Below are 26642 nucleotides of genomic sequence, written 5' to 3'. Positions count from 1 at the left end.
AGGAGCCACGGACCACACAGATGATCACGGATTGGGGCCTCCGAAACTGAGGCGGGCCGCGCAGTAGCGGCGTTGCTGCGCCTCGAGAACGCGATCCCCTTCGGGCCACGCTTTCACCTTTGGCTCAAGCGCAGCGACTCGTTGGCTCCAGAGCGCAGTCATCCGGGTGGATCCACGGAGTTCGTGGCGGAGTCGACGCAGATCCAAGATCGCGCCGGTGGAGGTCGGAGAACCGGCCAAAAAAAACGCCCCCCGGCAAAGCGGGGGGCGTGAGAGCTGTAGTTTGTTAAGCCAGGCTAGAACTTGAACGAATTGGTGAGCGACCAGGTTTGGTGCGGTGCAATACGATAAGTTGCTGGTGTGCCGTCGGGCTGGACCGTGATCGGTATCAGCTCATTACCCTGCCCCACGTTGCGCACGTTGAGCTGGATGCGCCAATCGATCTTGTCGCTGAGGCGTCGGCTGTAGCCGACCCACAAGTCGATGTTCGTCTCGGCCGGACCCCGGTAGGGGTTATCGAGATCGAAGTTGACGCGGCCCGGCTGGGCCGGATTCGGAATCGGCGGGAAGCCAATCACGACGTCGTCCTGCCAGCGGATCGCCGCACCCACGTTGACGCCCTTGAGGATACCCTCATCGAAGTCGTAGTTGGTGATGGCGTTCACGCGCCATTCGCGCAGTTCCGGCACATCGGTGCCTTCCTGCAGCTTACGGGCGGCCCATTCGGCACCCACGTTGGTGTTCCACTGGAAGAGGGCGCGCTCGTTACCAGCGCCACCCCACCAGATGCGGAGGTCACCACCATCGGTGTTATTGAGGAAGTTTTCGTAAGCGGAGACGAACTCGGCGAGGTTTTCACCACCGATGTTCTGACGAACGGCCGTGGTCTTGGACGCGTTGAGCGTCAGGCGCCAGTTACGGGTCGGCTGAGCGGAGAACTCGATTTCGTAACCCTTGGACACGGCGTCCTCCGGGACAGTGAAGCCGGCCGGAGTGCTGGAGGAGAGGCCATTGGCTTCCCAACCGGCGAGGTCGATACCCCAAGCTTCGTAGAAGCGCGGGTCGACACTGGCCTGCCACTCACGCCAGAGGGCGATGTGACGGAGCTCGCGATCATGAGCGGCGATGTAGTCTTCACCGTCCTGGCCACCACCGTAGTTATACAGGGAGTTCTCAGGATCGGGGTTGGCCACACGGTCGATACCGCGGTAACCCGCGGAACCGAGGTCATACTCGTAGCGATTGACCCAGTTACCAGACCACACTTGGGAGGAACCGATGAACCACGCGCCGCCGAGGCCGGAAGAGGAGGCCTGGAGAACTTGGGTTTCATACTTGTTCACCTTGAGGGAGAAGCGACCGTCCTTGGATTCGAGCAAGATACCCAGATCCTCAGTAACGCCCGACGGGGCCGGAATCGGCTCGCCGTAGACGTCGACACGCTCGGCGGCCGGCTGGAAGTTCTCCGACTCGTTGTAGTAGATCGTGGTGAGGAACGGCAGGCGCTCGGTCAGGTTCTTGAGACCCGGCAGGTCGTCCAAGTGAGCCACGATGGAGTAGCTGGTGGACTCGACGGTGAGCTCGTTGTCGAAGTCGTCGCGGAGCTTGTAGGTGCCCGGCGAGAGGTTGAGGCGCTCGTCATCATCAACGTCGTTGGTGTCGGTGGAATACTCCCAGTTGCGGGCGGTATCCTCACGCCAGCCCCAAGTGCCGACGATGGCATTGTCGAGCAGGTGAGCCTGCCAGACGAAGGCCTGAGACTCCACTTCGCTGCGGGTAAGGCGGGCGAAGGTGGTGTGGGCGTCGCGGAGGGCGCCGTTGTTGTCCTCGGAGTCGTAGATGGTGACCGGCTCATAGCGCCAGCCGACGTAGTTGGCCCGGTTGTCGGCCTGCTGGTCGAGCTGGTTGGACGCGTCCGGAATCGGCAGGTTGTAGGCGTTATACCAATCGTCGCCCGGGTTGACACCAGCCGGAGGATTCCAGGTGGAGTCGAAGGCGTAGATCGCGTAGTTCTGCGGCATGTCGATGTTGGTCGTGATGCGCGGAATGTAGGCACCGGAGGCGCTCGAAGCGTTCAGGAGGGACGGTCCGAGGTAGACCATGGTCTGCGGCTGACGCTCGGAACCATTGAAGTCACCGTCGCGGCCGAGCCAATCGGTCCAGGCCTTGTCGATGACGTAACGCTGCCAGCTGCGGTTGTCGGTGTCGCGGGACTCCTCGGCGACGAGGCCGGTGAGGGTGTGCTTGCCGAGGAGGCGCTTGAGGAAGCTCGAGTCGCCGTCACGCGCGAAGTCGTGGGTGAAGAACGCCGTGCCGCGGAGACCTTCGCGCTCGCTGGAGAACGAGTTGTTCGAACCGGAGGTGCCGTTGACGAACGCGCGACCGAGGTTCGGGTTCGGCGTGCCGTCGGCATTCGGGAGGTTGTAGCTCACTCCGTTGATGGTCTGCGACGGATGGTTCGGGACGCCGTTAACGGTGCCGTCAGCATAGACGTTATTGAAGTCGATCCAGATACCTTGGTTGCCACCGGTGAGGAGGGCGAGACGACCGTTGGAGTAGTCTTCCTGGTTGAAAACGACCTCGAAACCGAACTTGTCGTTCATGAAGGTCTGGGCGAGGGAGATGTTAAACACATCAAAGTCCTGCCATTCCTTCTTGGTCGGGCCGTCGATCAGGTTGTTGTAGAAGTCGAAGACCGTGCTGTCGATGAGGCTGCGATCCTTATACACACCGAACTCGGAGTAAGGCAGACCGGAGTTGACCGCGAAGGTCGAGTAGCTCTGCACACCACCCATGCGGTGGAAGCCGGTGGAGAGGTCGTCGTCGGTCGTGCCATCGGGGGCGAGACCGCCGCCGCCGGAGCTACCGCGGATTTCGGCCTGCCACGCACTCAGCGGATCAACGCTACCGTTGCCGTCGAAGTGGAAGTGACCGGCGTCGAAACCGAAGCTACCCATCCAAGGGGTATACCAGCGGTTCGGCTGACCGGAGTCCGGACCGCCATTGATGGCAGGACGGGTGAGTCCGTGATTGGGGCGACCCGTGTTGTCGTCCTGAATCTGGAACGGGTTCCAGGTGCCCTTGTTGAGGTAGTTAAAGGTGCGGGGATCACCGGCACTCACCGAGATGGTCTCACCGTCTTGGTAGGTGTAGTTGACGTCACTCGTCCAAGTGCCCTGGTAGGTGCCGGTGTAGAACCACGGAGTGATGTAGTCCAACGGGGGCAGCGTGCGGGGACGGTTGGAGTTGATCGAACCATCTTCGAAGTTGGCCTTGATGATGGTGCGAGCAGAACCGCGCTTCAGGAACTCGGGCTCAAAACGCAGCGCGGCAAACACGCGCTCGGAGTCTTGGAAAGCCGGATCCTGCTGGAACTTCTGATCGTCCTTCACCGCCGCGATACGCACGGCGAGCTGGTCTTCGATGAGAACCCGGTTGAAGTCGACTTCGGCGCGGGCCGAACCGTAGCTGGCCACGCGGAAGGTCACTTCATTGGAGTTCTTGAAGGAGGCCTGCTTCAGACCGGCATTGATGATACCGGCCGGCGAACCCTGACCGAACAGAATGGAGTTCGGACCACGCTGGAGGTCGACACGGTCCACGGAGTAACCATCCCACGGAATGTCCGTCAGGAAGAAGTCGCGGGTGGTGTCGGCCGAGGTGAGGCCGCGAACGCGGGTGTTCTGGTTGGGGTTGGTGAAGTTACCTTCTTCGTTAAGTTGGGTGCCATCGCCGACACCGGCGAAGTTACCTTGGAGGTTACCGACCTCAGTGCCCGTCGTATATTGCAGGAGGGACTCGTTGTCGGTGGCAGCGATATCGTCGAGGAACTGGCTGGTGATGACGGTAACAGCGTTACCGATGTCACGCAGCTCGGTGTTCAGACGATTGCCGGCGAGGGTGGTGGCAGCAGTGTAACCTTGATTGTCTTCTTCGGCCGAGACTTCGAACGGGGAGAGGACGATAACATCCTCGTCGTCGATTTCAGACGAAGCAGTCGTGGACTGCGCCCACGCGGAACCGGCTGCCAAGCAGGCGGACACCGCGGCTAGTGTAAACCTAGGCAGGGTTTTGTCTTTTTTGGTATGCATGGTATTGGTTGGTCTCCAGAGCCGACCGACGACAACGCCGGCGCCTCTGGCGAATCGAACAGACGCCCAACGAATCACACGGGGTAAACGCGGGGCGAAAGGGGTTAGGGTGTTAGGGGTAAAGCCCGGGGGAATCGGGCGGGGTATGAGAGAGTGAAATGACGCATCGCGGCCGAGACGCAACGCCTTTTGAGAGGTAGAGTGCTGTGAGGTAGGGGTGAAACGCGGAATTCCAGGGGGGAACCGGCGGCGGGAGCTTTGCAACAGATCCGTCAAATGCCCCTTCATTTACAGTCAAACTTTAGACTCGGACAGTCCGGCAGGTTTTTTTGTGGCAAAGCGCAGTCGCTCGGAGCGGCCCAAATCTGGACGCCCCTTCACAACGGGTTTGCGCCTCTAAAGCGACTCCGCCCAATACCTTGCCATGCCCCCATCTGCCCCCACCGCCTCACCAAGATATTGGCTCCGCTGGGCAGCGGGCGTTTTGGCCCTAAGCATAATTTCGTTAGCCGTTTATTGGCCGTCACTTAATGGCGATAAACTGTGGGACGATCCCGCCCATATCACCCGGCCGACACTGCGTTCGTTGGACGGCTTAGGTCGAATCTGGACCGACGTTTGGGCCACCCAACAGTATTACCCGGTGTTGCATTCAGCCTTTTGGTTGGAAGCCAAACTTTGGGGGGATTCGACCTGGGGATACCACACCGTAAACGTTCTCCAGCATGCCCTAGCGTGCGCACTTTTTGCCTCCTTGCTGATCGCGGCATGGCGGGGCTCGAGTGGTCAGATCCAACAGCTGCTAGTGAGCCATCCTCGCGCGGCGGTGCTTGCGGCCGGCGGCGCCGCCCTCCTGATGGCACTACATCCCGTCGCAGTGGAATCCGTGGCATGGATCTCGGAACAGAAAAACACCCTATCGACCGTCTTCTACTTCGGCGCCGCGCTCCTTTTTCTCCGCTATCGCGAGTTTCCTCACCCCGGTCGTTATCTGCTCGCCACCACCACCTTCCTCCTCGCGTTGGGCACCAAAACAGTCACTGCCACACTACCGGCCGCCCTGCTGGTCGTGTTTTGGTGGCAAAAGGGGCGCCTTTCGTGGCGAAACGACGTGCGACCTCTCCTGCCATGGTTCGGGATGGCTCTCGCCGCCGGACTCACCACCGCTTGGATCGAACGCAACCTGATAGGCGCCGACGGCGCGGACTACGCCCTTTCCTTCCCGGAGCGCAGCCTGCTCGCAAATCGCATCCTGTGGTTTTACCTCGGCTCCTTCGCCTGGCCCGCCGATCTAGCCTTCTTCTATGAACGATGGGACGTGCCCACCGCGAGCGGCGGATGGTGGCCCTACGCCCTGCTGACCGTGCTCTTCACGGTCGGCCTAGGCTGGCTCAGTCGCCGCGGATACCGTGGCGGCCTCGCAATCTGGCTGCTGTGGGCCGGAACCCTTTTCCCCGCCCTCGGATTCTTCAACGTCTTCCCCTTCGCCTTTTCTTACGTGGCCGACCACTTCCAATATCTCGCGACGTTCAGTCTGGCGGGTGGACTGGCCATGGGGATAACCCTCTTGGCCCTGCGCGGAAACCGCCTCCGGCAGCGGATCCTCGTCGCGTGCAGCTTAGGGGTGTTGGGGCTACTCGGAGTGATGGCTCACCGGGAAAGTCGCCACTACCAGAACAACATCGCCCTTTTCTCCGCCTCGGCGGCGACGGTGCCAAACAACTGGATGGCCCAACGTTGCCTCGCTTGGGCTTATTCCCTGCTACCCGACCACGACGCCGAGAGCATCCAGCACTACCGCGCCTCTCTTGCCCTCAAGCCGGATTCCCCCGACAGCCTGCACGGCCTCGCCGTCGTGCTCCTCCGCGATCCTGCCCACGCAGACGAAGCAGAGGCATTGCTGCGCCAAGCGATCGCGCTACGGCCCCATTTTGCCGAGCCGCACTACTTGCTGGCTCTTCGACAGCGCAACGACCCGCAGCGCACCGCCGCCGTGATTGATCACCTGGAGATCGCCCTGCAAACCCGGCCCGAATTTGCCGCCGCCCACCAACTCCTCGGGGACGTGCTGGCCCGGGACCCGTCGCGCCAGGCCGAAGCCCTGCACCACTTCAACGAAGCCCTGCGCTTCGAGCCCGAACTCGCGGCCGCCCACGCCGGGATCGGGCGCTTACTCGCCTCCTTGCCCGGACGTGATCGGGAAGCCGAATCCCGGCTGCGCGAAGCGCTGGCTCTCGACGCCGATCTCGCCGCCGCGCACTTCGAATTGGCCAATCTGCTCGCCAGGCAACCCGACGGTGCCGAAGAGGCCGTCACCCACTACGAAGCCGCCATCCGCCTCCAACCCGATACCGCCGGCGCCCACTTCAACCTCGCCAACACCCTCGCCCGCTTCCCGGACCGCATGGAAGAGGCCCTGCAGCACTACGCCGAAGCGCTAAAACGACAGCCCGATTCCGCCGAGATCCTCGGCAACCTCGGCAACGCCTACGGCCGCCTCGGCCGACTGGCCGAATCTCTCGCCCTTTACGAAGAAGCCCTACGCCTGGACCCTTCACTCGGCTGGCTGCACCAAAACTTTGCGCTCGGCCTCAGCCGCCTGCCCAACGAAGCCACCCGGGCCCGGGAGCATGCCCGTGAAGCCGTGCGACTGGAACCGCGCAACCCCGCCGCCCACAACACCCTCGCCCTCGTCTACGCACAACAAAACGCCTTGGAGGAAGCGCGCGCCAGCTGGCAACGGGCCCTGCAACTCGACCCCAACTTTGCCGCCGCGCGCGCCAATCTGGAACAGGTGAACCGACTGCTCCAGCGTTGAGCCGCCCGCCCGACGTCATGGCGCATTGGACACACCGCATCATCGCGCAATCTGCACGATGATACCGCGATCTGCCGGTAATCAACCCGTGCCGTTTGACCGGCACCTTCGCCGTGGACTTGGTGCCGTGCCCATGACTTTTTACCCCGGCTTTCGTCTCTCCTGCCCCCGTTTCCGCGTCCGTCGCGTGCGCCTCGGCCTCGGCCTCGGTCTGCTCGCAATCGGTGCCGCCTTCCCCCCGCCCGCCCTGGCCAGCAGCCTCGCCCCGAGCACGCAGCGCATGATTGAACGCCTGCAAACGCTCGCCGAAACCAGCTCGGGGGAGACCGACGTCTTCTTCCCCGGACGCGCCGTCGCCGATCTCGAAGCGCAACTCGCCGCCGCCACGTCCCTCAATCAAAGCCTGCCCCTGCGCATCCCCTACGCCCAGGCCCTGCTCAACGACGGCCACTCCACCGCCGCGCTGGAACAGATCCAGATCTTCGGACGCGACTTTGCCCGATCCGGTGCGTCGATGGACCGCCAACAGATCGCCGAACTGCTGCAACTGAAGGCGCTGTGCGAATTCCGGCTCGGGGAACAGGCCAACTGTCTCGCCAACCACAACGCCGACTCCTGCCTGCTACCCCTCGCCGGCGGCGCCATCCACCTCGACCAGACCGGCTCCCGCGCCGCCATCGCCACCTACAAGCAGGTGCTGGCCCAAGCCCCCTCTCCTTACGCCGCCTGGATGCTCAACCTCGCCCACATGACCGTCGGAGAATACCCCGAAAAGGTCCCCGAGCGTTGGCGGGTGCCACCCGAGGTTTTTGCCTCCGATTTTCCCCTGCCCCGTTTCTACGACGTCGCCATGGCGCATGGCGTGGCGGTCGACGATCTCTCCGGGGGCGTGGTTATGGATGACTTTGATCGCGACGGCGATCTGGACCTGATGGCCTCCGCGTGGGGCCCCTACGGCCAGCTCCGCTATTTCACCAACGACGGCGGCGGCACCTTTACCGAACGCACCGGCGAGGCGGGCCTCCAAGGGCTCACCGGCGGGCTCAACCTGATCCACGGCGACTACAACAACGACGGCTTCGTCGACGTGCTCATCCTGCGCGGCGCCTGGCGCGGTGAAGAGGGTCGTATTCCCAATTCCCTGTTGCGCAACGACGGCGACGGCACCTTCACCGATGTCACTGAAACCGCCGGCCTCCTGAGTTTTCACCCCACCCAGACCGCCACGTGGTTCGACTACGACGGTGACGGCTGGCTCGATATCTTCATCGGCAACGAGTCACTCGAGGGCAACACCGAGGCCGATCCCTGTGAACTGTATCGCAACAACGGCGACGGCACCTTCACCAACCTCGCCGCCACCAGTGGCGTCGATGTCGTCGATTGGATCAAGGCAGTCACCGCTGGCGATTACAACAACGACGGCCGGCCCGACCTCTACCTTTCCTCCCTCACCGGTGCCAATCGCCTGCTGCGCAACGACGGCCCGGTCGACCCGGCCCGCCCCGAGCGTGGTCATCGTTTCACCGATGTGGCCGCAGCCGCCGGCGTCACCGAACCCGGCCGGAGTTTTCCGTGCTGGTTCTTCGACTACGACAACGATGGCTGGCTCGATATCCTCGTCACCGGCTACTCGATTCGCAACGCCGGGGACGTTCTGGCCGATCTCCTCCAGTCTCCCCACCGCGGCGAGGAAGCCCGGTTGTATCGAAATCGTGGTGACGGCACCTTCGCGGAGGTGAGCGCCGCCACCGGCCTCGATCGCATCCTGCACACCATGGGCAGCAACTTCGGCGACATCGACAACGACGGTTGGCTTGATTTTTACGTGGGCACGGGCGACCCCAATCTCGGAACCGTCATCCCCAACCTCATGTTCCGCAACGACGCGGGCCGCCGCTTTCAGGACGTGACCACCGCCGGCGGCTTCGGCCAGCTGCAAAAAGGCCACGCCATCGCCTTCGGCGACCTCAACCACGACGGGCAGCCCGACATCTACTCCGTCGTGGGCGGCGCGTTTGCCGGCGACCACTACCCCAACCAGCTCTTCGCCAATCCCGGCTTTGACCACGCGTGGCTGAAACTCCGCCTGCACGGCCAGACCTCCAACCGCCTCGGCGTTGGCTCGCGCATCCTCGTGACCGTCGACACCCCCGCCGGGCCACGATCGATCCACCGCGTCGTCACCAGCGGCGGCACCTTTGGCTCCAATCCGCTCACCGAAACCATCATCGGCCTCGGCGACGCGACCGCGATCAAGGAAGTGGCGATTCGATGGGCCGGGAGCGACCACCGCCAGACGCTCACCGACCTTCAACTCAACCGAATCTATCGGATCACAGAAGCAGCAGGCGCTGATGTGGTGGCATCGCCGCCTGCGTTTGAGTGGCAGCGCGAAGACAACGGTGCGACGGGCGGTCACCGCCACGGTCACTTCCATTGAGGGAGTGGTCCATAACCCCTTCGTGGGGGCTTACATGGCGGAGAGGGGGGGATTCGAACCCCCGATAGGTTTAAGCCTATACCCGCTTTCCAAGCGAGCGCATTCGACCACTCTGCCACCTCTCCTGGTGATGTGCATCAGAGTGCCGAAACACCCTGACGTTGGACGAAAGAGGGTGAGATAAGGCGGATGTCGCCGCCTCGGTCAAACGGAATTTCACACCTTTCCGAGAAGCCGCCGATGCTCGACCATCAGGCAGGCATCCATGACCCACGGTAGCCCGGCCGCTTCCGCCCGTGCCGCCGTCTCCTCTGAGGTTATGCCTTCCTGCAGCCACAAGAGCCCCGCCCCGTTCGTGATCGCCTCCTCCGCCCAGCGCAGCGTCTCCGGCCCCGGGCGAAACACGTCCACGATGTCCACGGGCTCGGCGATCTCCGCCAAGGATCGCACCACCCGCTCACCGAGGAGCTCATCCGCTCGCGGATGCACCGGGATGATGCGGTAACCCTGCGCCTGCAAATAACTCGCCACGCGATGGCTCGCCTTGGCGGGATCGGTGGACAGCCCCACGACCGCTATCGTGCGAGCCTGGCTCAGGTGTTGGCGCAATGTGTCATCATTCATGATACGAGCATGGGCGAGGACGCGCCGATCTCAACTTGCCCCCGAAATCACCACCGTCGCGTGAACGCCAAAGTCAGACCTGCCAGGATTGCAGCACCTTCAGGTAATGCGCGCGCTCGTGCACCGCAGGGTCCGCGCACTTGCGCAGGTTCAACTGCCCGCGCACGCGATCGACCGAATAAAACTCGTGCTCGCTCATCCAGGCTTCGAGGCCCTTCAGCAGACTCGCGACGTGTCCGGTGCCATAGCGCAGGAGCGCCGAAACCACCTGCACCACATCGGCGCCGGCCAACAACGCCTTCACCAGATCCTGCGTTGTATGCACTCCACCACTACACGCCAGACTGCCGCTGAACTGCGGGGACAGGATGGAGAGCCAGCGCAGCCGCAGCAGCAGATCACTGGAGTGCGACAGCCGCAGTTGCGTGACCGCCTCCAAGGCATCGATGTCGATGTCCGGCTGATAAAATTGGTTGAACAACACCACGCCGGCCGCGCCGTTCGCGGCCAAGGTGCTGGCAAAATGCGCCAACGAGGTGTGGAAGGGCGACAGCTTCACCGACACCGGAATATTCACCGCCGCGGCAACGGTGCGCACCAGTTCCACGATCTCGCGCTCAATGTCATCCGCCGGTCGCGACGGGTCGGTCGGCAGCTGGTAGGGATTGAGCTCGATGGCCGCCGCGCCGGCATCCTCCATGCGTTGCACCTGGCCGACCCAGTTGCCCATGTGACTGCCGTTCAACGAGCCGATGATGGGGATGTCCACCAGCTTGCGCAGACGTTCGAGCTGACGCAGGTATTGTTCGGAATCGAGGCGGTAGTCTTCGTAGTGCGGGAACAGCTCACTCAACTGCTCCCGGCCCTCCACGAGCCCATCGGCGCTACCGCCGAGCTCTCGCGGCGTGGCACCGATTTGCTCTTCAAAAAACGAGTGCATCACGATCGCGGCCACGCCTGCCTCGGCGAGTTCTCGACAGGCAGTGAGGTTGTCGCAAAACGGCGAAGCCCCGATCACAAGTGGATTACGCAACTTGAGACCAAGGTAGGTGGTCTGGAGGTTCATGGCGGACTGGGGTTGGGGTGGGTGCGGGGAAAGCACCGGCCATCATGCCGGGCCTGCCCCACCCCGTCTCCGCAGTCGTTGGCCGGTCGATTGCAGTTCTTGCGAGGACTGCGCGGCCCGCCGCCGCTCAGGCGCCGAAAAACTTCAGGATCTTGCGCATCGATTTCACCAGCGCGTCCACGTCTTCCGGCGTGTTGTAGACGTAAAAACTCGCCCGCGTCGTGCTCGGCAAACCGAGCTTGCGCATGAGCGGCTGGTTGCAGTGGTGACCGCCGCGCAGAGCGACACCATCTTGATCGGCAAAGGTCACGACGTCGTGCGCGTGCACATCAGCGAAAGCAAAACTCACCGTGCCCGCCCGATGTTCGCCGGGGCGCGGACCGAGGATACGGATCCCCGGCAACTCGCTGAGCGCTTCACACGCCATCATGGCCAGTTCCGACTCGTGACGGCTGATCGCGGGACGGCCGAGGCCATCGAGATAATCCATCGCGGCATGCAGGCCGATGGCGTCAGCCACATTGGGCGTGCCGGCTTCAAAACGCTCCGGCGACGGCTTCCAAGTGCTGCCCTCAAACGTGACGTTGGCGATCATGCCGCCACCGCCCTGCCACGGCGGCATGGCGTCGAGCAGGGCCTTGCGACCATAGAGCGCACCGATGCCAGTCGGCGCGGCCATTTTGTGGCCGGAGAAGGCGAAGAAATCGCACCCCAGATCCTGCACGTCGACGAGTTCGTGGCCGGCCGATTGGGCTCCATCGATCACACTGATCGCTCCGACGGCGCGCGCCTTGGCGCACAGGTCTTTGATCGGGTTTTCGCAACCAAGGGTGTTCGAGATGTGCGTCACCGCCAGGACCTTGACCTCGGGCGTGAGCAGCTCGTCGGCCGCTTCGAGATCGAGCCCGCCCTCGGCGTTCTCGCCCACCACCGGGATGTAGCGCACGGTGGCGCCGGTCTGCTGGGCGATGAGTTGCCACGGCACCATGTTGGAGTGGTGCTCCATCTCGGTGCAGAGGATCACATCGCCGGCCTTCAGGTTGGCGCGGCCCCAGCTCAGCGCGACGAGGTTCACCGCTTCGGTGGTGCCGCGGGTGAAGACGATTTCGGCCGGATCGGCCGCGTTGATGAATTTGGCCGTGCGAGCGCGAGCAGCTTCGTAACCATCCGTGGCGCGCATGGAGAGGGCGTGCAGACCGCGGTGCACGTTGCTGTTGTCGCGCTCGTAGTAACGTGCGATCGCATCGATCACTGCGCGCGGCTTCTGGGTGGTGGCCGCGTTGTCGAGATAGACGAGCGGATGGCCGCCGACGTGTTGGTCGAGCGTGGGGAAATCCACGCGCAGGTTGGAAAAATCGTGGGTCATGGACGTAGGAGCTGGAGGCGCGAGCGGGACAATTTAGTCCCCGATCGGTGCCTGATCGGGCTTGTTGACCGCTTCGACGGCGGCGTGCCAGGAGAGCGTGGCGCACTTGATGCGCGCCGGGAAGGCATGCACGCCGGCAAAGGCCGCGACCTCACTGAACTCCTCGGGCTCGCGACCGGTGGTGACGATGTCCTTGAAGTCGGCAAACGCGGCCTCGGCTTCCGCCTTGGTTTTGCCCTTGAGCTCCGTGGTCATGAGCGAAGCGCTGGCCTGCGAGATGGCGCAGCCCGACCCTTCGAAGGTGATCTCATCGATCTTATCGCCGTCCATCCGCAGAAAGACAGTGCACTGGTCCCCGCAAGTCGGGTTGTCACCGGTCGCGACGCGAGTGGCTGTGGGCAGCCGGCCGCGGTTGCGAGGACGCTTGTTGTGGTCGAGGATGACCGCTTGATAGAGGTCGGTTAAGTCGGACATGGGAACCGCCAATGTCACGGCCTGCGCCGGTTTGGCAACTCCCCACCGCGAATCGGACCGGATCAGACGGTCATCGCATGGGCCCGCACACCCCGCGACAGGGTCTGATCGAAGGCCATGGCGACGACGCGCAGCAGCGGTTCGCCCTTGGGCAGGACCCGGATGCCGTCGGCGGAGACCTCCACCAAACCGTCGGCCTGCAGGGGCTGCAGCCGGGCAATTTCTTCGGCGTAGGTCTGCGCGACATCGATGCCGAACTCGGCGCTCAAGGGCGCAAAATCCAGCCGCCGGTCACACATCACGGCCATCACGAGCCGCCGCCGCCGTTTATCCTCGGCGGTGAGGCGGTAGCCTCGCTCGACCGGCAGGCGGCCCTCATTCAGAGCGGCGCGGTATTCCATGAGCGACTTGTGGTTCTGCCAGTAAATGTCGTTGCTCTGGGAGATCGACGAGATGCCGAAACCGTAGAGCGACGCGCCCGAGCGCGTGCTGTAGCCTTGGAAATTGCGGTGCAGCTTGCCCTCGCGCAACGCGATCGCGAGTTCGTCGTCCGGACGGGCAAAATGGTCGAGTCCGATGTCGACGTAACCGGCGGCCAGCAGCTTGGCGCGAATGCGCGAAAACATTTCCAACTTCTCGGCCGGCCCGGGCATTTGGCCGCGTTTGTCGAAGATACGCTGCGCCGGTTTGATCCACGGCACGTGCGCGTAGGAAAAGACCGACAGCCGCGCGGGCGAGAGCTCGAGCGCGTCGTCGACCGTGCGCTCCACCGAGTCGGGCGTCTGCAGCGGCAGACCGTAAATCAGGTCGAGATTGACCGAATCGATGCCGATCGAACGCAGTCCATCGACCACACGACGATTCGTATCATGAGGCTGGATACGATGGATCGCTTCCTGCACCTCGGGGTTGGTGTCCTGGATGCCGAGAGAGGCGCGGTTGATACCGATCGACTTAAGTGCGGCGAGGTGCTCGGGGGTGGCGCAACGTGGGTCGATCTCGACGCTCAGCTCGGCGTCGGCGGCAAAGCTGAAACGACGGTGGATGGACTCACCGAGTTTGGTGAGCACCTCCGGCGCGAAGAAGGTCGGGGTGCCTCCGCCAAAGTGCAGTTGGTCGACCAGCCGCTGCGGGTTGAGCTGGCGCCCGACCACCTCCATCTCGCGCTCGAGGTCGCGCTCATATTCGTCGGCCCAGTCCTTGCGTCGCGTGATGATGGTGGTGCAGCCGCAATACCAGCAGCGCGATTCGCAGAACGGCAGGTGAAAATAGAGCGAGAGTGGGCGGGCGGAGTCGGCGTTGTCGGCGGCGATCCCCTGCCCCACGTCCACCTCATCGAGCCGGTCGTGGAATTTGTTGGCCGGCGGATAGGAGGTGTAACGCGGACCCGGCACGGCGTATTTGCGGATCATATCGAGATCCAAGGCGGTGGCCGCGGCGCTAGCCGTGGAGCCAAAAGATGAGGAGCCGTCGTCCGGGGTGATCATGCGAGTGGACATCATGCCCCCAATGAGGCGCAACTCGCTCCGCAGCCGTTGCCGCAAGATATGCGCATATTGTGTCGTGCGCCTCGCGACCTGGCTCCGCCGCTTACTCGGGGATGACCAACTGCATCCCGATCTGCAGGTCGTTCTGCGAGCGCATCTGGTTGCGGTTGGCCTCGTAGATGTCCCGCGAGCGGGTCGAGTTGTTATAATAACGGCGCGCGAGGCTGTAGAGGGTGTCGCCCTTCACCACCGTGTGCACCCGCCGGGCACTAGCGGCCGGAGCCGCCTCGGGGCGCGTGGGCGGAGCCACGGTGCGCGGTTGGGGCTCGGGCTCAATCGGTGCCGCACTGAAACGCGACGTGGTCTGCGCGGGGCGCGTGGTGAGCGGTTGGGCGGAGAGGTTGGCCGTCTGGCGCAGCGCGGCCGGCCCATCGGCCGAAGTCGCGGCGCGGAGCAACGCCACCTCGTCCTTGAGGCGGGTGTTCTCCACTTTGAGACGCTCGACCACATCGAGCAGGTCGCTGCGCATGGCTTGGTTTTCGAGCGGCTGTGCGGGCAGCGTGCGCGCGAAATCACGGAAGGCCACGGCGATGCGTTGCTCAACGAGTTCGCGCTGCTGGGAGTTGGGCTTCAACTCCAGATAACGGCGGAAATGATAGATCGCGGCGACGGGATCGTTGACGTGCTCCGAATAGAGCAGGCCCACCTCGAGATGCGATTCGGCGGCGTCCTCCGGACGGGAGTTGATCACGCGAGTGAAGGCCGCCAGCGCCCCCTGTTCGTTGCCTTGGCGCGACAGGCGTTTGCCCTCGACGTAGTCGGGTTCGTTGATCTCCGCCACCGGCTCGCCTTTGGGCAGCCGATCGCAACCCACCACTGCGATGCAGCAGATCAAAAGCAGGGTGCGGAGAACGGATCGATACGACGACATGAACGGGAAAAGGGTTTGAACGCCTCGGAGGCCAATCTAAGTCTGGCAACCCCACTTCCGACTCAAACCCTAAATGGCAATCGCCCCCAAATCCGCTCTTAAACGCGCCCGCGCCTGCTTGGCGATTGAATCGGAAGCCCTCGCGGCCACCTCCGACGCGCTCGATCAAAAATTCGTCGCCACCGCCCGCGCCATCGCGGCCGCGACCGCTACCGGCGGCAAGTTGATCTGCACCGGCGTCGGCAAATCCGCGCACATAGCGCAGAAGCTGGTCGGCACCTTCAACAGCACCGGCATCCCGACCTGTTTCCTCGACGCCACTCAGGCGTTGCACGGCGATCTGGGCCTGTGCGCCGAGGGCGACATCGCCATCCTCTTCAGCAACAGTGGCCAGTCCGAGGAAGTGCTGCGCCTTTTGCCGCTGTTGAAGCGCTTTGGCGTGACGACGATCGCCTGCACCTCGACGCCGACCTCCGACCTCGCGAAGGAGTCGGATCACGTCCTCCTTTACGTCGTGCCGCGCGAGGCCTGCCCGCTCGATCTCGCGCCGACGGCCAGCACCACCGCCGCTCTCGCGATCGGTGACGCCCTCGCCATGGTCCTGCTCGAAGCACGTGGCATCACCCGCGACGACTTCGCCAAATTCCATCCCGCCGGCAACCTCGGTCGCATCCTCCTGCTGCGTGTGGCCGACATCATGCGCAAGGACGACCGCCTGCCCATCGCGCCCGAAACGGTGAGCACGCAGGACGCGATTTTGCGCATGACCAAAGCCAAGAGCGGCAGCATCGCGCTGGTGGCCCCCAAGTCCGGCAAACTCACCGGTATCCTCACCGACGGAGACTTCCGCCGTAGCGCGCTCACCGGCCCCGATTTTCTGACGCAGCCGGTGAAGACCTTCATGACGCGCAACCCCAAGACGGTGCGCGACGACGCGCTCGGCGTGGATGCGCTGCGTCTCTTCGAGGCCCACAAAATCGACGACCTCATCGTGGTCGATCGCGCCGGCAAGCCCGTCGGCCTCGTCGATGGCCAGGACCTGCCGAAGCTGAAAATCGTTTGAGTCCAAGCCAAGAACCGTAGGACGGGAGTCGGGCGTAAAGCCCGACCCACAATCGGAGTGCGTCGCTTTGCTGTGGGTCGGGCTTTACGCCCGACTGCTCGCCGCGAGCGGACCGGTCATCTGTGTCGGATCGACCCACGCGTCGAAGTCCTCGGCCGAGACCAAGCCGAGGGCGAGCGCGGCTTCCTTGAGCGTCGTGCCTTCGGCGTGGGCGTGTTTGGCGATCTTCGCCGCCTTTTCGTAGCCGATGTGAGTGTTGAGCGCGGTCACCAGCATGAGTGAGTTCTCGAGGTGCGCCGCGATCCGCGAGCGGTTGGGTTCGAGACCGGCCACACACCGCTCCTCAAAGGCGACGCAGGCATCCGCCAACAGGTTGGCGGACTGCAGGAAGGCATCGATGATGACGGGCTTGTAGACATTGAGCTCAAACTGCCCGCTGGCGCCGGCAAAACCGATGGTGGTGTCGTTGCCGAGCACGCGAGCACACACCATGGTGAGCGCCTCGACCTGCGTCGGGTTCACCTTGCCGGGCATGATCGACGAACCGGGCTCGTTGGCCGGCAACTGGAGTTCGCCGATGCCACAGCGCGGACCCGAACCGAGCAGGCGCAGATCGTTCGCGATCTTCGTGAGCGCGACCGCCAGCCGCTTGAGCGCGCCATGCGCGCCGACCAAACCGTCGTGCGCCGCCAGCGCGGCAAACTTGTTGGGTGCGCTCACAAAGGGGTGCCCGGTGAGCTTCGCGAGATGCTGCGCCACCTTTTCGTCGAAGCCGACCGGCGCGTTGAGCCCAGTGCCCACCGCCGTGCCACCGAGCGCGAGTTCCGTGAGATCGGGCAGGCAACGCTGCACGGCTTCGAGGGCCGACTCGAGTTGCGCCACGTAGCCCGAAAACTCCTGCCCGAGAGTCAGCGGCGTCGCATCCATCCAGTGGGTGCGACCGATCTTCACGATGTCCGACATAGCGTCGGCCTTCGCCTTGAGCGTCCGAGCAAGCCGCGCCACCGCCGGCACGGTGCGCTCGACCAGCACCGCGTAGGCAGCGAGATGCATGGCCGTGGGGAAGGTGTCATTCGACGACTGCGATTTGTTCACGTCGTCGTTCGGATGGATGAAGCGTTCGCCCTGCCCCAGCTGGCCGCCGCCGCGCACATGGGCGCGATTAGCCACGACTTCGTTGCAGTTCATGTTCGACTGCGTGCCAGACCCGGTCTGCCACACCACCAGAGGAAACTCGTCGTCGAGGTCTCCGGCGATGATCTCGTCACAGGCCCCGGCAATCGCGTCGGCCTTTTCAGCGGACAACACACCTAGATCGCGATTAGCCAGTGCGGCGGCTTTCTTGAGCAGACCAAACGCCCGCACGATCTCGATCGGCATGGAGCCAGCGGGGCCGATCGGGAAGTTTTCGATCGAGCGTTGGGTTTGGGCGCCCCAGTAGCGCTGAGCCGGGACGGCGATCTCGCCCATGGTGTCTTTTTCGATGCGGGTGTCCGGTGTCATACCACAAGAAGTGCGCGATTCGATTCCACGCAAACGAGGCACCGGATCCGCGCCCGTCGGCGGCGGCTTGCACCGCATGCTGCATTATTTGTGAATCCTTGCTCTCCGGTGATTTCGTGATCCCCGTCCCCCTACAAAATCCCCTAATCTCCCCGCCCTTACCGCCATGCCTACGCCGCCCTTCGAATACCAGGACACCTTTCCGCTGGGGAAGGATGAGACCGAATACCGCCTCCTTTCCAAGGAAGGCATCAGCACCACCGAGTTTGAGGGTCAGACCATTCTGAAGGTTGAGCCTTCCGCCCTCGCTTTTCTCGCCCAGCAGGCCTTCCACGACTGCTCCTTCATGTTGCGCAACAAGCACCTGAAGCAGGTCGCCGCCATCCTCGACGACCCCGAGGCCTCCGACAACGACCGCTACGTCGCCACCACGCTGCTCAAGAACGCCGAGATCGCCGCCCAGGGCATCCTGCCGTTTTGCCAGGACACCGGCACCGCCACCATCATGGGCAAAAAGGGCCAGCGCGTCTGGACCGGCGCCGACGATGCCGAGTGGCTCTCCAAGGGTGTCTACGAGTGCTACACCACGGAAAACCTGCGCTACTCGCAGACCGCGCCTCTCACCATGTATGAGGAGAAGAACACCGGCACCAATCTGCCGGCGCAGATCGACCTCTACGCGACCGACGGCGACGAATACAAATTCCTCTTCGTGGCCAAAGGCGGCGGCTCCGCCAACAAAACCTTCCTCTTCCAACAGACCCGCGCCCTGCTCAACCCCAAGAGCCTCGAGGCCTTCCTGCTGGAGAAGATGAAGACGCTCGGCACCGCCGCTTGCCCGCCCTACCACCTCACCTTCGTGATCGGTGGCACCAGCGCCGAGACCTGCCTCAAGACGGTCAAACTCGCCTCGACCAAATACTACGACACCCTCCCCACCTCCGGTAACGACAAGGGCCAGGCCTTCCGCGACATCGAACTCGAGGAAAAGGTGCTGAAGCTCGCCCAGACCACCGGCATCGGCGCCCAGTTTGGTGGCAAATACTTCGCCCTCGACGTGCGCATCGTTCGCCTCCCCCGCCACGGCGCCTCCTGCCCCGTGGGCATGGGCGTGTCCTGCAGCGCCGACCGCAACATCAAGGCCAAGATCAACAAGGACGGCATCTGGCTCGAGCAGATGGAAACCAACCCCGGCGCCCTCATTCCCGAGGCGATGCGCACCCTCAAGCAGGAAGGCGCGGTCAACATCGACCTCAACCAGCCGATGGCCGACATCCTCGCCGAACTCGGCAAGCACCCGGTCACGACCCGCGTGCTGCTCAACGGCCCCATGATCGTCGCCCGCGACATCGCCCACGCGAAGCTCAAGGAGCGCATCGACGCCGGCGAAGGTCTGCCCGACTACATCAAAAACCACCCGGTTTACTACGCCGGCCCGGCCAAGACCCCGGTGGGCTACGCTTCCGGCAGCTTCGGTCCGACCACCGCCGGCCGCATGGACAGCTACGTTGATCTCTTCCAGGAGAACGGCGGCTCCATGGTCATGCTGGCCAAGGGCAACCGCTCCCAGGCCGTCACCGACGCCTGCCAAAAGCACGGCGGCTTCTACCTCGGTTCGATCGGCGGTCCCGCCGCCATCCTCGCCAAGGAGAGCATCAAGAAGGTCGAAGTGCTGGAGTATCCCGAGCTCGGCATGGAAGCCGTGTGGAAGATCGAAGTCGAAAACTTCCCCGCCTTCATCCTCGTCGACAACAAGGGCAACGACTTCTTCGTCAACGGCTGCAGTGCCTGCGTGCCGTCGAAGTGATTCGAGTTTAAAACCCCATCCGTGCCGGAGATTTGCTCCGGCACAAAAAAGAGCGGGCACCGGAAACGGTGCCCGCTTTTGTATCGAATTAACTACTACAACTACTACTACTACAAACGAAACGCTTACTCCGGTTTGGTGTAGGTTTCGAAAGTCGGGTCCTGCGCCGCCATCTCGAGGAAGACATCCAACGGCACCACTTCGAAGGCCGGTCCGAGCTGATCCAGCACGGCCTTCACGCGGGTAATGTCGCTCCACTGCCGCACGTGCATGAGCAGGAAATAGGGTCGCACCGCGTTGATCGCAGCCAGTTCGCGCAGGTCGGCCACCACCTCACGCTCCGAACGATCGGGCGACATGTAATAGTCGTAGGACAGCAACGCCCGGCCGTCCTGATGCGTAAAGGTATAGGCCGGCGCATAACCGTTGATGAATCCGACGGCATCCGGCAGCCCCTTGAAATAGGCATCAATGACCGACTGCGGCAGGTCCGGATTGCCCTCGATCGAGGCGCCTTCCGAATAGTCCATGAACTCGAAAACCGAGAGATCGAGCGTCTCCATAATTTCCCGCGACATGTCGATGATCTCATCACGATGCGCGGGCGGGATCGCCTTGGCATACATGTAACCCGGCCCGGAAAGACCCGAGATGAAGAGGTCTTTGTCGGTGGCTTGGTCGTAGAACATTTCCAACACCGACGGGCTCATCCACAGCCAGTTGGGCGTGACTTGCCAAGCGTAGGGGATCGTGCCGCGGCCGGGCCGCGTCCACGCGCCGATGCCGAGTGAGTCCGTCTGCACCGCCGCGATGTAAACCTTCTTCTCCGGCTTACGCGGATCCCCCGGGATGAGGTTGTGATGATTGCGGAACTTAAAGCCCGGCGTGAGCGGGACGAGGGTGTTGAAGCTGGTGTTCGGCAACGTGTGCAGACCCGAAACGCGAATCGCGTAGGACGAGGCCAGCTTCACGTGATCGCGCTCCTTGTCCTTGCCGTAGGAGTGCCAACCGAAGCACATCGCGAGCGGGTTCATCTCGCTCAACAACTTGTCCGCCAGCGCATACTCCTCGGCCCACTTCGGTTCATTGGCGTCGGTCGACAAGTCCGTAAAGAAGGCGTGTTGCACCATGCCGAAGTCGGCCACCCCCGGACGCATGCGCCGACCGGCATCGCCGCCCATCCACACGATGGCGTCCTTACTGCAGCGATCCCAATAGGCATCGTAAGCCCATTCGTAGATCTCGACGTCACTCATGCCGACGAACCGACCACGGAAGTCCTCGATTTGCTCGAGGCCCATTTCCTGCATGAGCGGAATGAACTCCTCCGACACCACGATCGCGTCTTCGAGACCGGCGAGCGTGAAGGAGACGATGAGCGAAGTGCGCACGTCTTTGTCCCAGACAATGTAGCGCGTCACCTGCCCTTCAAAGGTCTTCAGCGCCTGCTTGAAGCTGCGCAGCGTTTTGAACGAAAAGGCCTTTTTCTCCTGATAGTAGTCCTTGATCTCCTTGGTGAAACGGAAGTCCCACTGCGGGCCGTAGAGGAAGTAGAGCTGCGGCTTCTCGCGGTTGACCACGCCCTGCAAAGTGATGAGCGACGCCTGCTCGGGGAGGTCTTCGTCGATGCCCCAGTTGTCACTCATCTCCATCACGTAGGCATCGCGCCACCCCTCGCGCTTGAGTTTGAAAATCAAGGGGTCGTCCGCCGGACGCGTCGGCCGCTGCAGGGTCCAAGTGAGGATCGTGGCATCGGCGTTGAGCGCGAACGTGGAGTGGATTTGGAAATCGTGCCGCCCTTGGGAGGAGAGCAAGGGTTCGCTCACATCGAGGGTGAACGCGCGGAAGGGCTCCGTCCATTGGGCCACCACCTCACTGGTGCCGCCCACCTCGCGGCGCAGGCCCATGAAGACATTGGTGGGAAATACCTTGTGGCCAATCGGCACCGCATTGACTTCGCCGCCCACCTGCAGGTCGAGCACCTCCTCCTGGTAGCGGCGCGTGCCCCAACGCCGGTGGATCTCGAGTCGCCCCTCCGACACCTCGCGAAAGTCGAGCGAGACTCCATCAAACACATCGATGGCGCTGCTCTGCTCCTTGATCAGGACCCACCTGCCTTGCAGGTCGGCTGGACTGGATTCGGCCCGGGCCCAGTTCGCGCACGTCGCTAAAAGGACGAGACCAACTGCACGCGTGACCGCCGGGATAAGCGTATGAATTTTCATGGCGGCGTAGGGGATATTCAACTACACCGCAGCTGGTGCAGAAGCACCGCCAGGTGCAGAAGCAACGTTCATACGCCTCTGGGCGGGGCTTGGCCAAGGCCATTCCCCGCCGCACGAAACTTTCATTTATTTCATCATCAAATCATGCCAGTAGAGGCTGATCCCGTCGGTGATCATCTGCACCGCGACGAGGATGAGCAGCATGCCCATGAGCTTCTCGGCCGCGCGCATACCACGCGATCCGAGCATGCGCGCGATCCGCTCACCCGCGATGAGAATGGCCGTGCTGATGGCCGATGCGACCGTGACCGCAATGATCCATTCTGGGAGCCGGCCGGGCTCTTTGGACGCGAGCAGTAGCAGGAAAGCGATGCCACTCGGCCCCGCGATCATCGGCGTGGCCAGCGGCACAATAAACGGTTCTTCGTCACCGTCGGTGCCGAACTGCACCGCGCGATTGGGAAACACCATACCGATGGCGATGAGAAAGAGCAGGATGCCACCCGCCAAACTGAGCGAGGACTGCTGTAGCCCCAGAAAGGCCAGCAATTGCGCGCCCAGCAGCAGGAACCCCATCAGCAGGCCGTAAGCGATGAGCGTCTCTCGGAGGAGCACGCGCCGTCTTCGCTCCGGCGGGACTTTGGCCAGAATGGCGTTGAAGATTACTATATTCCCGAACGGATCGAGAATGAGCAGCAAGGTCGCTGCAGCGGTAAAGAGTGTCATGGGACCACGATGGAGATCGCGGCCGCGACGCCAAGCTCAGTGAAAGCGCTTCATTCGCCCACCACCGTCACCACCAAACGGCGACGATGCGCGGCCGTGCGATGCTCCCACAGGAAGATTCCCTGCCAGGTGCCGAGCAGCAGCTCGCCGTCGCCGAACGCCACCACCTCGGACGTCCGCGTGAGCGACATCTTGATGTGACTGGGCATGTCATCCGGACCTTCGTAGGTGTGGGTAAAGTGGGGATCGTCCGGCGGCACAAGACGGTCGAGCCACCCTTCTAGGTCGCGTCGGGCCGACGGATCAGCGTTCTCCATGATGACCAGGCTGCAGCTGGTGTGCTGGCAAAAGACTGTGACCGTGCCGGTGCGCAACCCGCTGCGCTCGACGATACGGGCGACTTCGCGGGTGACCTCGGTGGTGCCCTGCCCCCGAGTGCTGATGTTGAGCAGTTCCTGCACGACGGCCATGCGGCCGACTGCAACGGCTCACGCTGAAGCAGGCAACCATGTCTCTGCTCTGGCCCGCACTGCGCCTACAAAAAACCCCGCTGCGACCAGCGGGGCTTCGGTTGTGCGTGAGGAAGACGCGTGAAGTTGGCTCAGAACTTCAGCGTCAGCCGATCGCCGCCGGCGGTGAGACGACGAACGGACTCATAGAGTTGGTCGTCACTCAGGCGGCTGGCGATACGGGAGTGGATGTCCGGTCCATCCGCGTCGTCCTGGTCATCGCTCAGCTGCGATCCCGCAGGCTGATAAGCGAAGAGAGGCTCGCGGGCGGAACCGACCGACATCGCGATACCGGCCAAGGGCTCCGAACTCGGGGCACTGGCGGTCAAGTTGATCTGGGGCTCACCCGGCAGGCGAGCGATCTCAGGCTGCTCCGCGCGGACCGCCGCCAAGTTGGCCGCAATGGAACGGGCGGACGGTGAGGGTTCAGCAACCGATTTGGACGGCGACCGATCGGCCACTCCGGCCCACACCACCATCGGAGAGAGCGGCATCGGATCGGCTGCGACGTCTACCGAGCTCACGGCGACCCGAACCTGCTGCGTCGCGATGGAATCGTCATTTTGCACCAGCTGAGACTCGCTGATCTCGTCTGACACCGCCGCGATTTGCGCGGACTCCGGAGCCAGCAGTTCACGGGTTGATTGATTCGTCGCCACGGGCGAAGCCGGCGCGAAGGCCACTTCAAAACCAGGCTCACGATACTCACGGAAAGACAGGAAGGTCACGGCCAGCACCGCCGCGGCTCCCATGGGCATCTGGTAGCGGGACAGGCCCACAAAAATACGGGGCAGCACAAACCACCAGCGCTTGGGTTCGATCGCGGCAGCACGTTGACGGACATGGAACTCCCGCTGGAAATCGTCCCAGAATTCCTGCGACGGACGCTCCGCGCGCTTAAGCGCAAACAAGTCGTCCAGAGAAGGGGGGCGTTGATTGGAGGGCTGCTTCATGGGCGCAAGTAGGACTGTAGTTCTGACTGCAGGATCTGTTTGGCGTAATGGAGTCGAGAACGCACGGTGCCAACGGAGCAGCCCACCACTTCGGCAATCTGCTCATGGCTTAACCCATCGATTTCGAACAAAGTCACCACGGTGCGATGCTTGATAGACAATTTCTGCATCGCCTCGTTCAATTTTTCCTGAAGTTCGCGGACATAGACTTCCTTGTCCGCGCCATCCTTGTCGGTGAGCTGAGCCAAAATCTCCGTGGTTTTGTCGTCCTCGGTGATCTTCTCGAAACTAAAAAAGGTGCGCAACTTGTTCTTCCGCAAGTGACTTAGCGTCGAATTGACCGCGATGCGGTAGAGCCAGGTGAAGAACGAAGACTGCCCTTGAAAACGGTTGATCGACTGGAAGGCCTTGATGAAGGCGTCCTGCGTAAGATCGGCCGCGTCCTCCCGGTTGGACGTCATGTTATAGACGACACCGTATACCCGCTCCCGATAGCGCAGCACCAATTGATCAAAAGCTCCCACCTCGCCAGCCTGCACCTGTTTGACGATCGTCCAGTCACTGTCAGCCTCTTGGCGACGCTCTTCCGAGCTCACCAGAGTCTTTCCCAGGACTTTTGCGGCGATAGACATACCTTCCCCGAAGATGCCCTCGCACTCTCAACGCGCAACTTGAAAGATAATGAGGAATGTCCGCGGCCTACGGCCGCAGGACCGCAATCTGCGCGCGCAGCGTCGATCCGAGTGTGAGCAGGCGGGCCACCGGCGGTTGATCCGAAAAAGGTGCCAGCGCCTCCTCGCCGATCTCCATCTGCCGCTCAATCTCCGATTCCACCCGCTCGAAGATAGCAAACTCCTGCAGCTGGCCCAGCCGACGAGCCATATCGGGTTTGGCTTGGCCGGTGAGCTCCGCCACCAGCCCGGCTCGCTCGTCCTCGGGCAACGCGTCTCCCAGCTCAAGTAACGGCAGCGTGAGCTTCCCACTCACGAGATCCGTGCCGAGGGTTTTCCCGATACGCGCCTCTTCGCCAAAGAAATCGGCCAGATCATCATAGATCTGGTAGGCGATGCCGAGCTGCCGACCATAGGTGGCCGCCGCGTCGACAAAGGCATCGGAGAACTCGGCCAGGCGGGCCCCCAACCGGCAGGACACCCGGAAAAGCTCGGCCGTCTTGAGATCGATCACCCGGAAATAATCCGCCCGTGAGATCTCTGTGGTGCCCCGGCGCATGGTCTGAATGATCTCGCCCGCACACACCCGACGCGTCGACTCCGCCACCGCCGAGCAAACCTCCGTGGTCGGAAATTGCGCCGCCAGATGCAGCGCATGGGCGAACAAGGCATCTCCCAGCAGCACCGCCGCCTCAGGACCAAAACTACGCACCGCCGTGTCCCGCCCGCGGCGAATGTCCGCTTCATCCATGATGTCGTCATGCACCAGCGTCGCCAGATGCACCAACTCGATCACCGCGGCGACCTTGACCAGCGCGGGGTTGACCGTCTCATTCCGCCAACCACTGAGAAACACCAACGACGGCCGGATGCGTTTGCCCGACGTATCGATGCAATAGTCGGCCATGTCGCGAATCTCCGTCTCGAAGGACTCGATTTGCTCACGCAGGCAGGCGTCCAACGCGGCGACGTGCGGCCCGAGCCGTTGGAAGACGGACGCAAAGTCGAGCGCCGGGGCCGGAGCCGAGGTCGATGAGGCCGAGGGTTTCATGGAATTGGTTACCCAAACTCTCCCACTTCGATTTGGCTAACCAATAGTCGTAGAATTAGTTCGCATTCTACCCCACCCCGCCCGTCCTTAACCGCGCCTTACCGACCGCTCCCCTGCCCTCGCACGCTTTTCGCCCATGACGGACTCCCCTTGGCTCACTTTGGCGCTCATCGCGGGCGGTGGTTATTTCACCTTCCTTTGGTGGCAGGACTTTTCCGCCCAACGCGCCGGCAAACCTAATCCCGGAGCGCTACCTGGGGCGACGCCGACGACCTGGCTGGCCGTTATCGTCGCGGTGCTGGGCGGCCTGCTGATCGTCGCGGCCGAAACGTGGGGCGAACTACGACTTGGCATCGCCGACGAGCAGTCGCAGGTGACCGTGCTATTTTGCCTCTACACCCTGCTGGCGGCCGTCATCGAGGAGATCATCTTTCGCGGTTTTATCGTGCCGGCGGAATCACGGGGAAGAGCGACTCTGCTCGGCGGCGTCTTCGCTGCTTCTCTGGTATTTGCCCTCGCCCACCCGTTCTTGTGGAGCTGGGGCGACGAAGGACTGACGCTGAACTTCGGCACCAAGGGTTGGTTCAGCACCGCGGCGGTGTTCGTCAGTTCGCTGTGGTTTTACTACGTGCGGTTCATGTCGGCTAACTCCAGCCGCTCGCTGCTGCCGTGTTTCGCCGCCCACGGCGCCAAGAATCTCGCCGTCATCATCATCAAAGCCGCGCAAGGGTTTGTGGTCGGCTGGTTCTGAACCTCACCGCCGCCCCGCCCCCTTCCCTCCGGAACCAACAAAAACGCGACGGGGATCACCCGTCGCGCTTGGCGAAATGAGTT

At 62.9% G+C, this 26642-nt stretch carries 19 protein-coding genes and 1 tRNA gene; 5 read left to right on the top strand and 15 right to left on the bottom strand.

Annotated elements, in window-relative coordinates:
* Positions 1-296: 296 nt before the first annotated feature.
* Positions 297-4091: a TonB-dependent receptor plug domain-containing protein gene (locus K1X11_RS18565; RefSeq protein WP_221030654.1), complete on the bottom strand. Its 3795-nt coding sequence runs from the start codon at positions 4089-4091 to the stop codon at positions 297-299.
* Positions 4092-4896: 805 nt separating this feature from the next.
* Between K1X11_RS18565 and K1X11_RS18560 the strand changes: the two genes are divergently transcribed.
* Positions 4897-6909: a tetratricopeptide repeat protein gene (locus tag K1X11_RS18560; RefSeq protein ID WP_324726023.1), complete on the top strand. Its 2013-nt coding sequence runs from the start codon at positions 4897-4899 to the stop codon at positions 6907-6909.
* A gap of 133 nt (positions 6910-7042) precedes the next feature.
* Positions 7043-9352 (top strand): CRTAC1 family protein, encoded by a 2310-nt coding sequence (locus tag K1X11_RS18555; RefSeq protein ID WP_221030652.1) that lies wholly within the window; start codon positions 7043-7045, stop codon positions 9350-9352.
* 35 nt (positions 9353-9387) lie between these two features.
* Here the strand turns inward: K1X11_RS18555 and K1X11_RS18550 are convergent.
* The 7 genes from K1X11_RS18550 to K1X11_RS18520 all read right to left on the bottom strand — a co-directional run bounded on the left by K1X11_RS18550 (position 9388) and on the right by K1X11_RS18520 (position 15300).
* Positions 9388-9477, bottom strand: a tRNA-Ser gene (locus K1X11_RS18550).
* A 91-nt stretch (positions 9478-9568) separates the two neighbouring features.
* The gene (locus K1X11_RS18545) at positions 9569-9976 is read right to left on the bottom strand and encodes a CoA-binding protein (protein ID WP_221030651.1); all 408 of its coding nucleotides are present in this window, start codon (positions 9974-9976) and stop codon (positions 9569-9571) included.
* 73 nt (positions 9977-10049) lie between these two features.
* Positions 10050-11042, bottom strand: a complete 993-nt coding sequence (locus tag K1X11_RS18540; RefSeq protein ID WP_221030650.1) for a dihydroorotate dehydrogenase-like protein — start codon at positions 11040-11042, stop codon at positions 10050-10052.
* Between the two features lie 127 nt (positions 11043-11169).
* Positions 11170-12408: a cysteine desulfurase gene (locus tag K1X11_RS18535; protein ID WP_221030649.1), complete on the bottom strand. Its 1239-nt coding sequence runs from the start codon at positions 12406-12408 to the stop codon at positions 11170-11172.
* A gap of 33 nt (positions 12409-12441) precedes the next feature.
* Positions 12442-12882, bottom strand: coding sequence for a Fe-S cluster assembly sulfur transfer protein SufU (sufU, locus tag K1X11_RS18530; RefSeq protein WP_221030648.1), 441 nt, complete (start codon positions 12880-12882; stop codon positions 12442-12444).
* Positions 12883-12944: 62 nt separating this feature from the next.
* The gene (gene hemN / locus K1X11_RS18525) at positions 12945-14384 is read right to left on the bottom strand and encodes an oxygen-independent coproporphyrinogen III oxidase (RefSeq protein WP_225919388.1); all 1440 of its coding nucleotides are present in this window, start codon (positions 14382-14384) and stop codon (positions 12945-12947) included.
* Between the two features lie 88 nt (positions 14385-14472).
* The gene (locus K1X11_RS18520) at positions 14473-15300 is read right to left on the bottom strand and encodes a Cell division protein CpoB (RefSeq protein WP_221030647.1); all 828 of its coding nucleotides are present in this window, start codon (positions 15298-15300) and stop codon (positions 14473-14475) included.
* A gap of 73 nt (positions 15301-15373) precedes the next feature.
* On the opposite strand from K1X11_RS18520, the gene K1X11_RS18515 reads away from it, so the two are divergent.
* Positions 15374-16363, top strand: coding sequence for a KpsF/GutQ family sugar-phosphate isomerase (locus tag K1X11_RS18515; RefSeq protein ID WP_221030646.1), 990 nt, complete (start codon positions 15374-15376; stop codon positions 16361-16363).
* Between the two features lie 84 nt (positions 16364-16447).
* On the opposite strand, the gene fumC is transcribed toward K1X11_RS18515, so the two are convergent.
* Positions 16448-17866, bottom strand: coding sequence for a class II fumarate hydratase (gene fumC / locus K1X11_RS18510; protein ID WP_221030645.1), 1419 nt, complete (start codon positions 17864-17866; stop codon positions 16448-16450).
* Positions 17867-18032: 166 nt separating this feature from the next.
* On the opposite strand from fumC, the gene K1X11_RS18505 reads away from it, so the two are divergent.
* On the top strand, positions 18033-19673 hold the full coding sequence (locus K1X11_RS18505) for a fumarate hydratase (RefSeq protein WP_221030644.1): 1641 nt from the start codon (positions 18033-18035) through the stop codon (positions 19671-19673).
* Positions 19674-19798: 125 nt separating this feature from the next.
* Here K1X11_RS18505 and K1X11_RS18500 read toward each other — a convergent pair whose 3' ends face one another.
* From K1X11_RS18500 to K1X11_RS18475, 6 genes are all read right to left on the bottom strand, one after another.
* Positions 19799-21898, bottom strand: a complete 2100-nt coding sequence (locus K1X11_RS18500) for a GxGYxYP domain-containing protein (RefSeq protein ID WP_221030643.1) — start codon at positions 21896-21898, stop codon at positions 19799-19801.
* Positions 21899-22024: 126 nt separating this feature from the next.
* Entirely contained in the window at positions 22025-22624 is a 600-nt protein-coding gene (locus tag K1X11_RS18495) for a MarC family protein (RefSeq protein WP_221030642.1), read from the bottom strand.
* A gap of 50 nt (positions 22625-22674) precedes the next feature.
* The gene (locus tag K1X11_RS18490) at positions 22675-23094 is read right to left on the bottom strand and encodes a secondary thiamine-phosphate synthase enzyme YjbQ (protein WP_221030641.1); all 420 of its coding nucleotides are present in this window, start codon (positions 23092-23094) and stop codon (positions 22675-22677) included.
* Between the two features lie 131 nt (positions 23095-23225).
* Positions 23226-24086, bottom strand: a complete 861-nt coding sequence (locus K1X11_RS18485) for a hypothetical protein (RefSeq protein WP_221030640.1) — start codon at positions 24084-24086, stop codon at positions 23226-23228.
* A complete protein-coding gene (locus K1X11_RS18480; RefSeq protein ID WP_221030639.1) occupies positions 24083-24718 on the bottom strand; it encodes a sigma-70 family RNA polymerase sigma factor in 636 nt (211 codons plus the stop codon). The genes K1X11_RS18485 and K1X11_RS18480 overlap by 4 nt, the downstream gene beginning before the upstream one ends.
* 67 nt (positions 24719-24785) lie before the next feature.
* A complete protein-coding gene (locus tag K1X11_RS18475) occupies positions 24786-25808 on the bottom strand; it encodes a polyprenyl synthetase family protein (protein WP_221030638.1) in 1023 nt (340 codons plus the stop codon).
* A gap of 136 nt (positions 25809-25944) precedes the next feature.
* Between K1X11_RS18475 and K1X11_RS18470 the strand changes: the two genes are divergently transcribed.
* Positions 25945-26559, top strand: coding sequence for a CPBP family glutamic-type intramembrane protease (locus K1X11_RS18470; RefSeq protein ID WP_221030637.1), 615 nt, complete (start codon positions 25945-25947; stop codon positions 26557-26559).
* Positions 26560-26642: the final 83 nt, after the last annotated feature.

Source organism: Actomonas aquatica (assembly GCF_019679435.2).
Classification (GTDB): Bacteria; Verrucomicrobiota; Verrucomicrobiia; order Opitutales; family Opitutaceae; genus Actomonas; species Actomonas aquatica.
The sequence above is the reverse complement of the archived record's forward strand: the minus strand, read 5'-3'. Positions and strand labels throughout refer to the sequence as shown.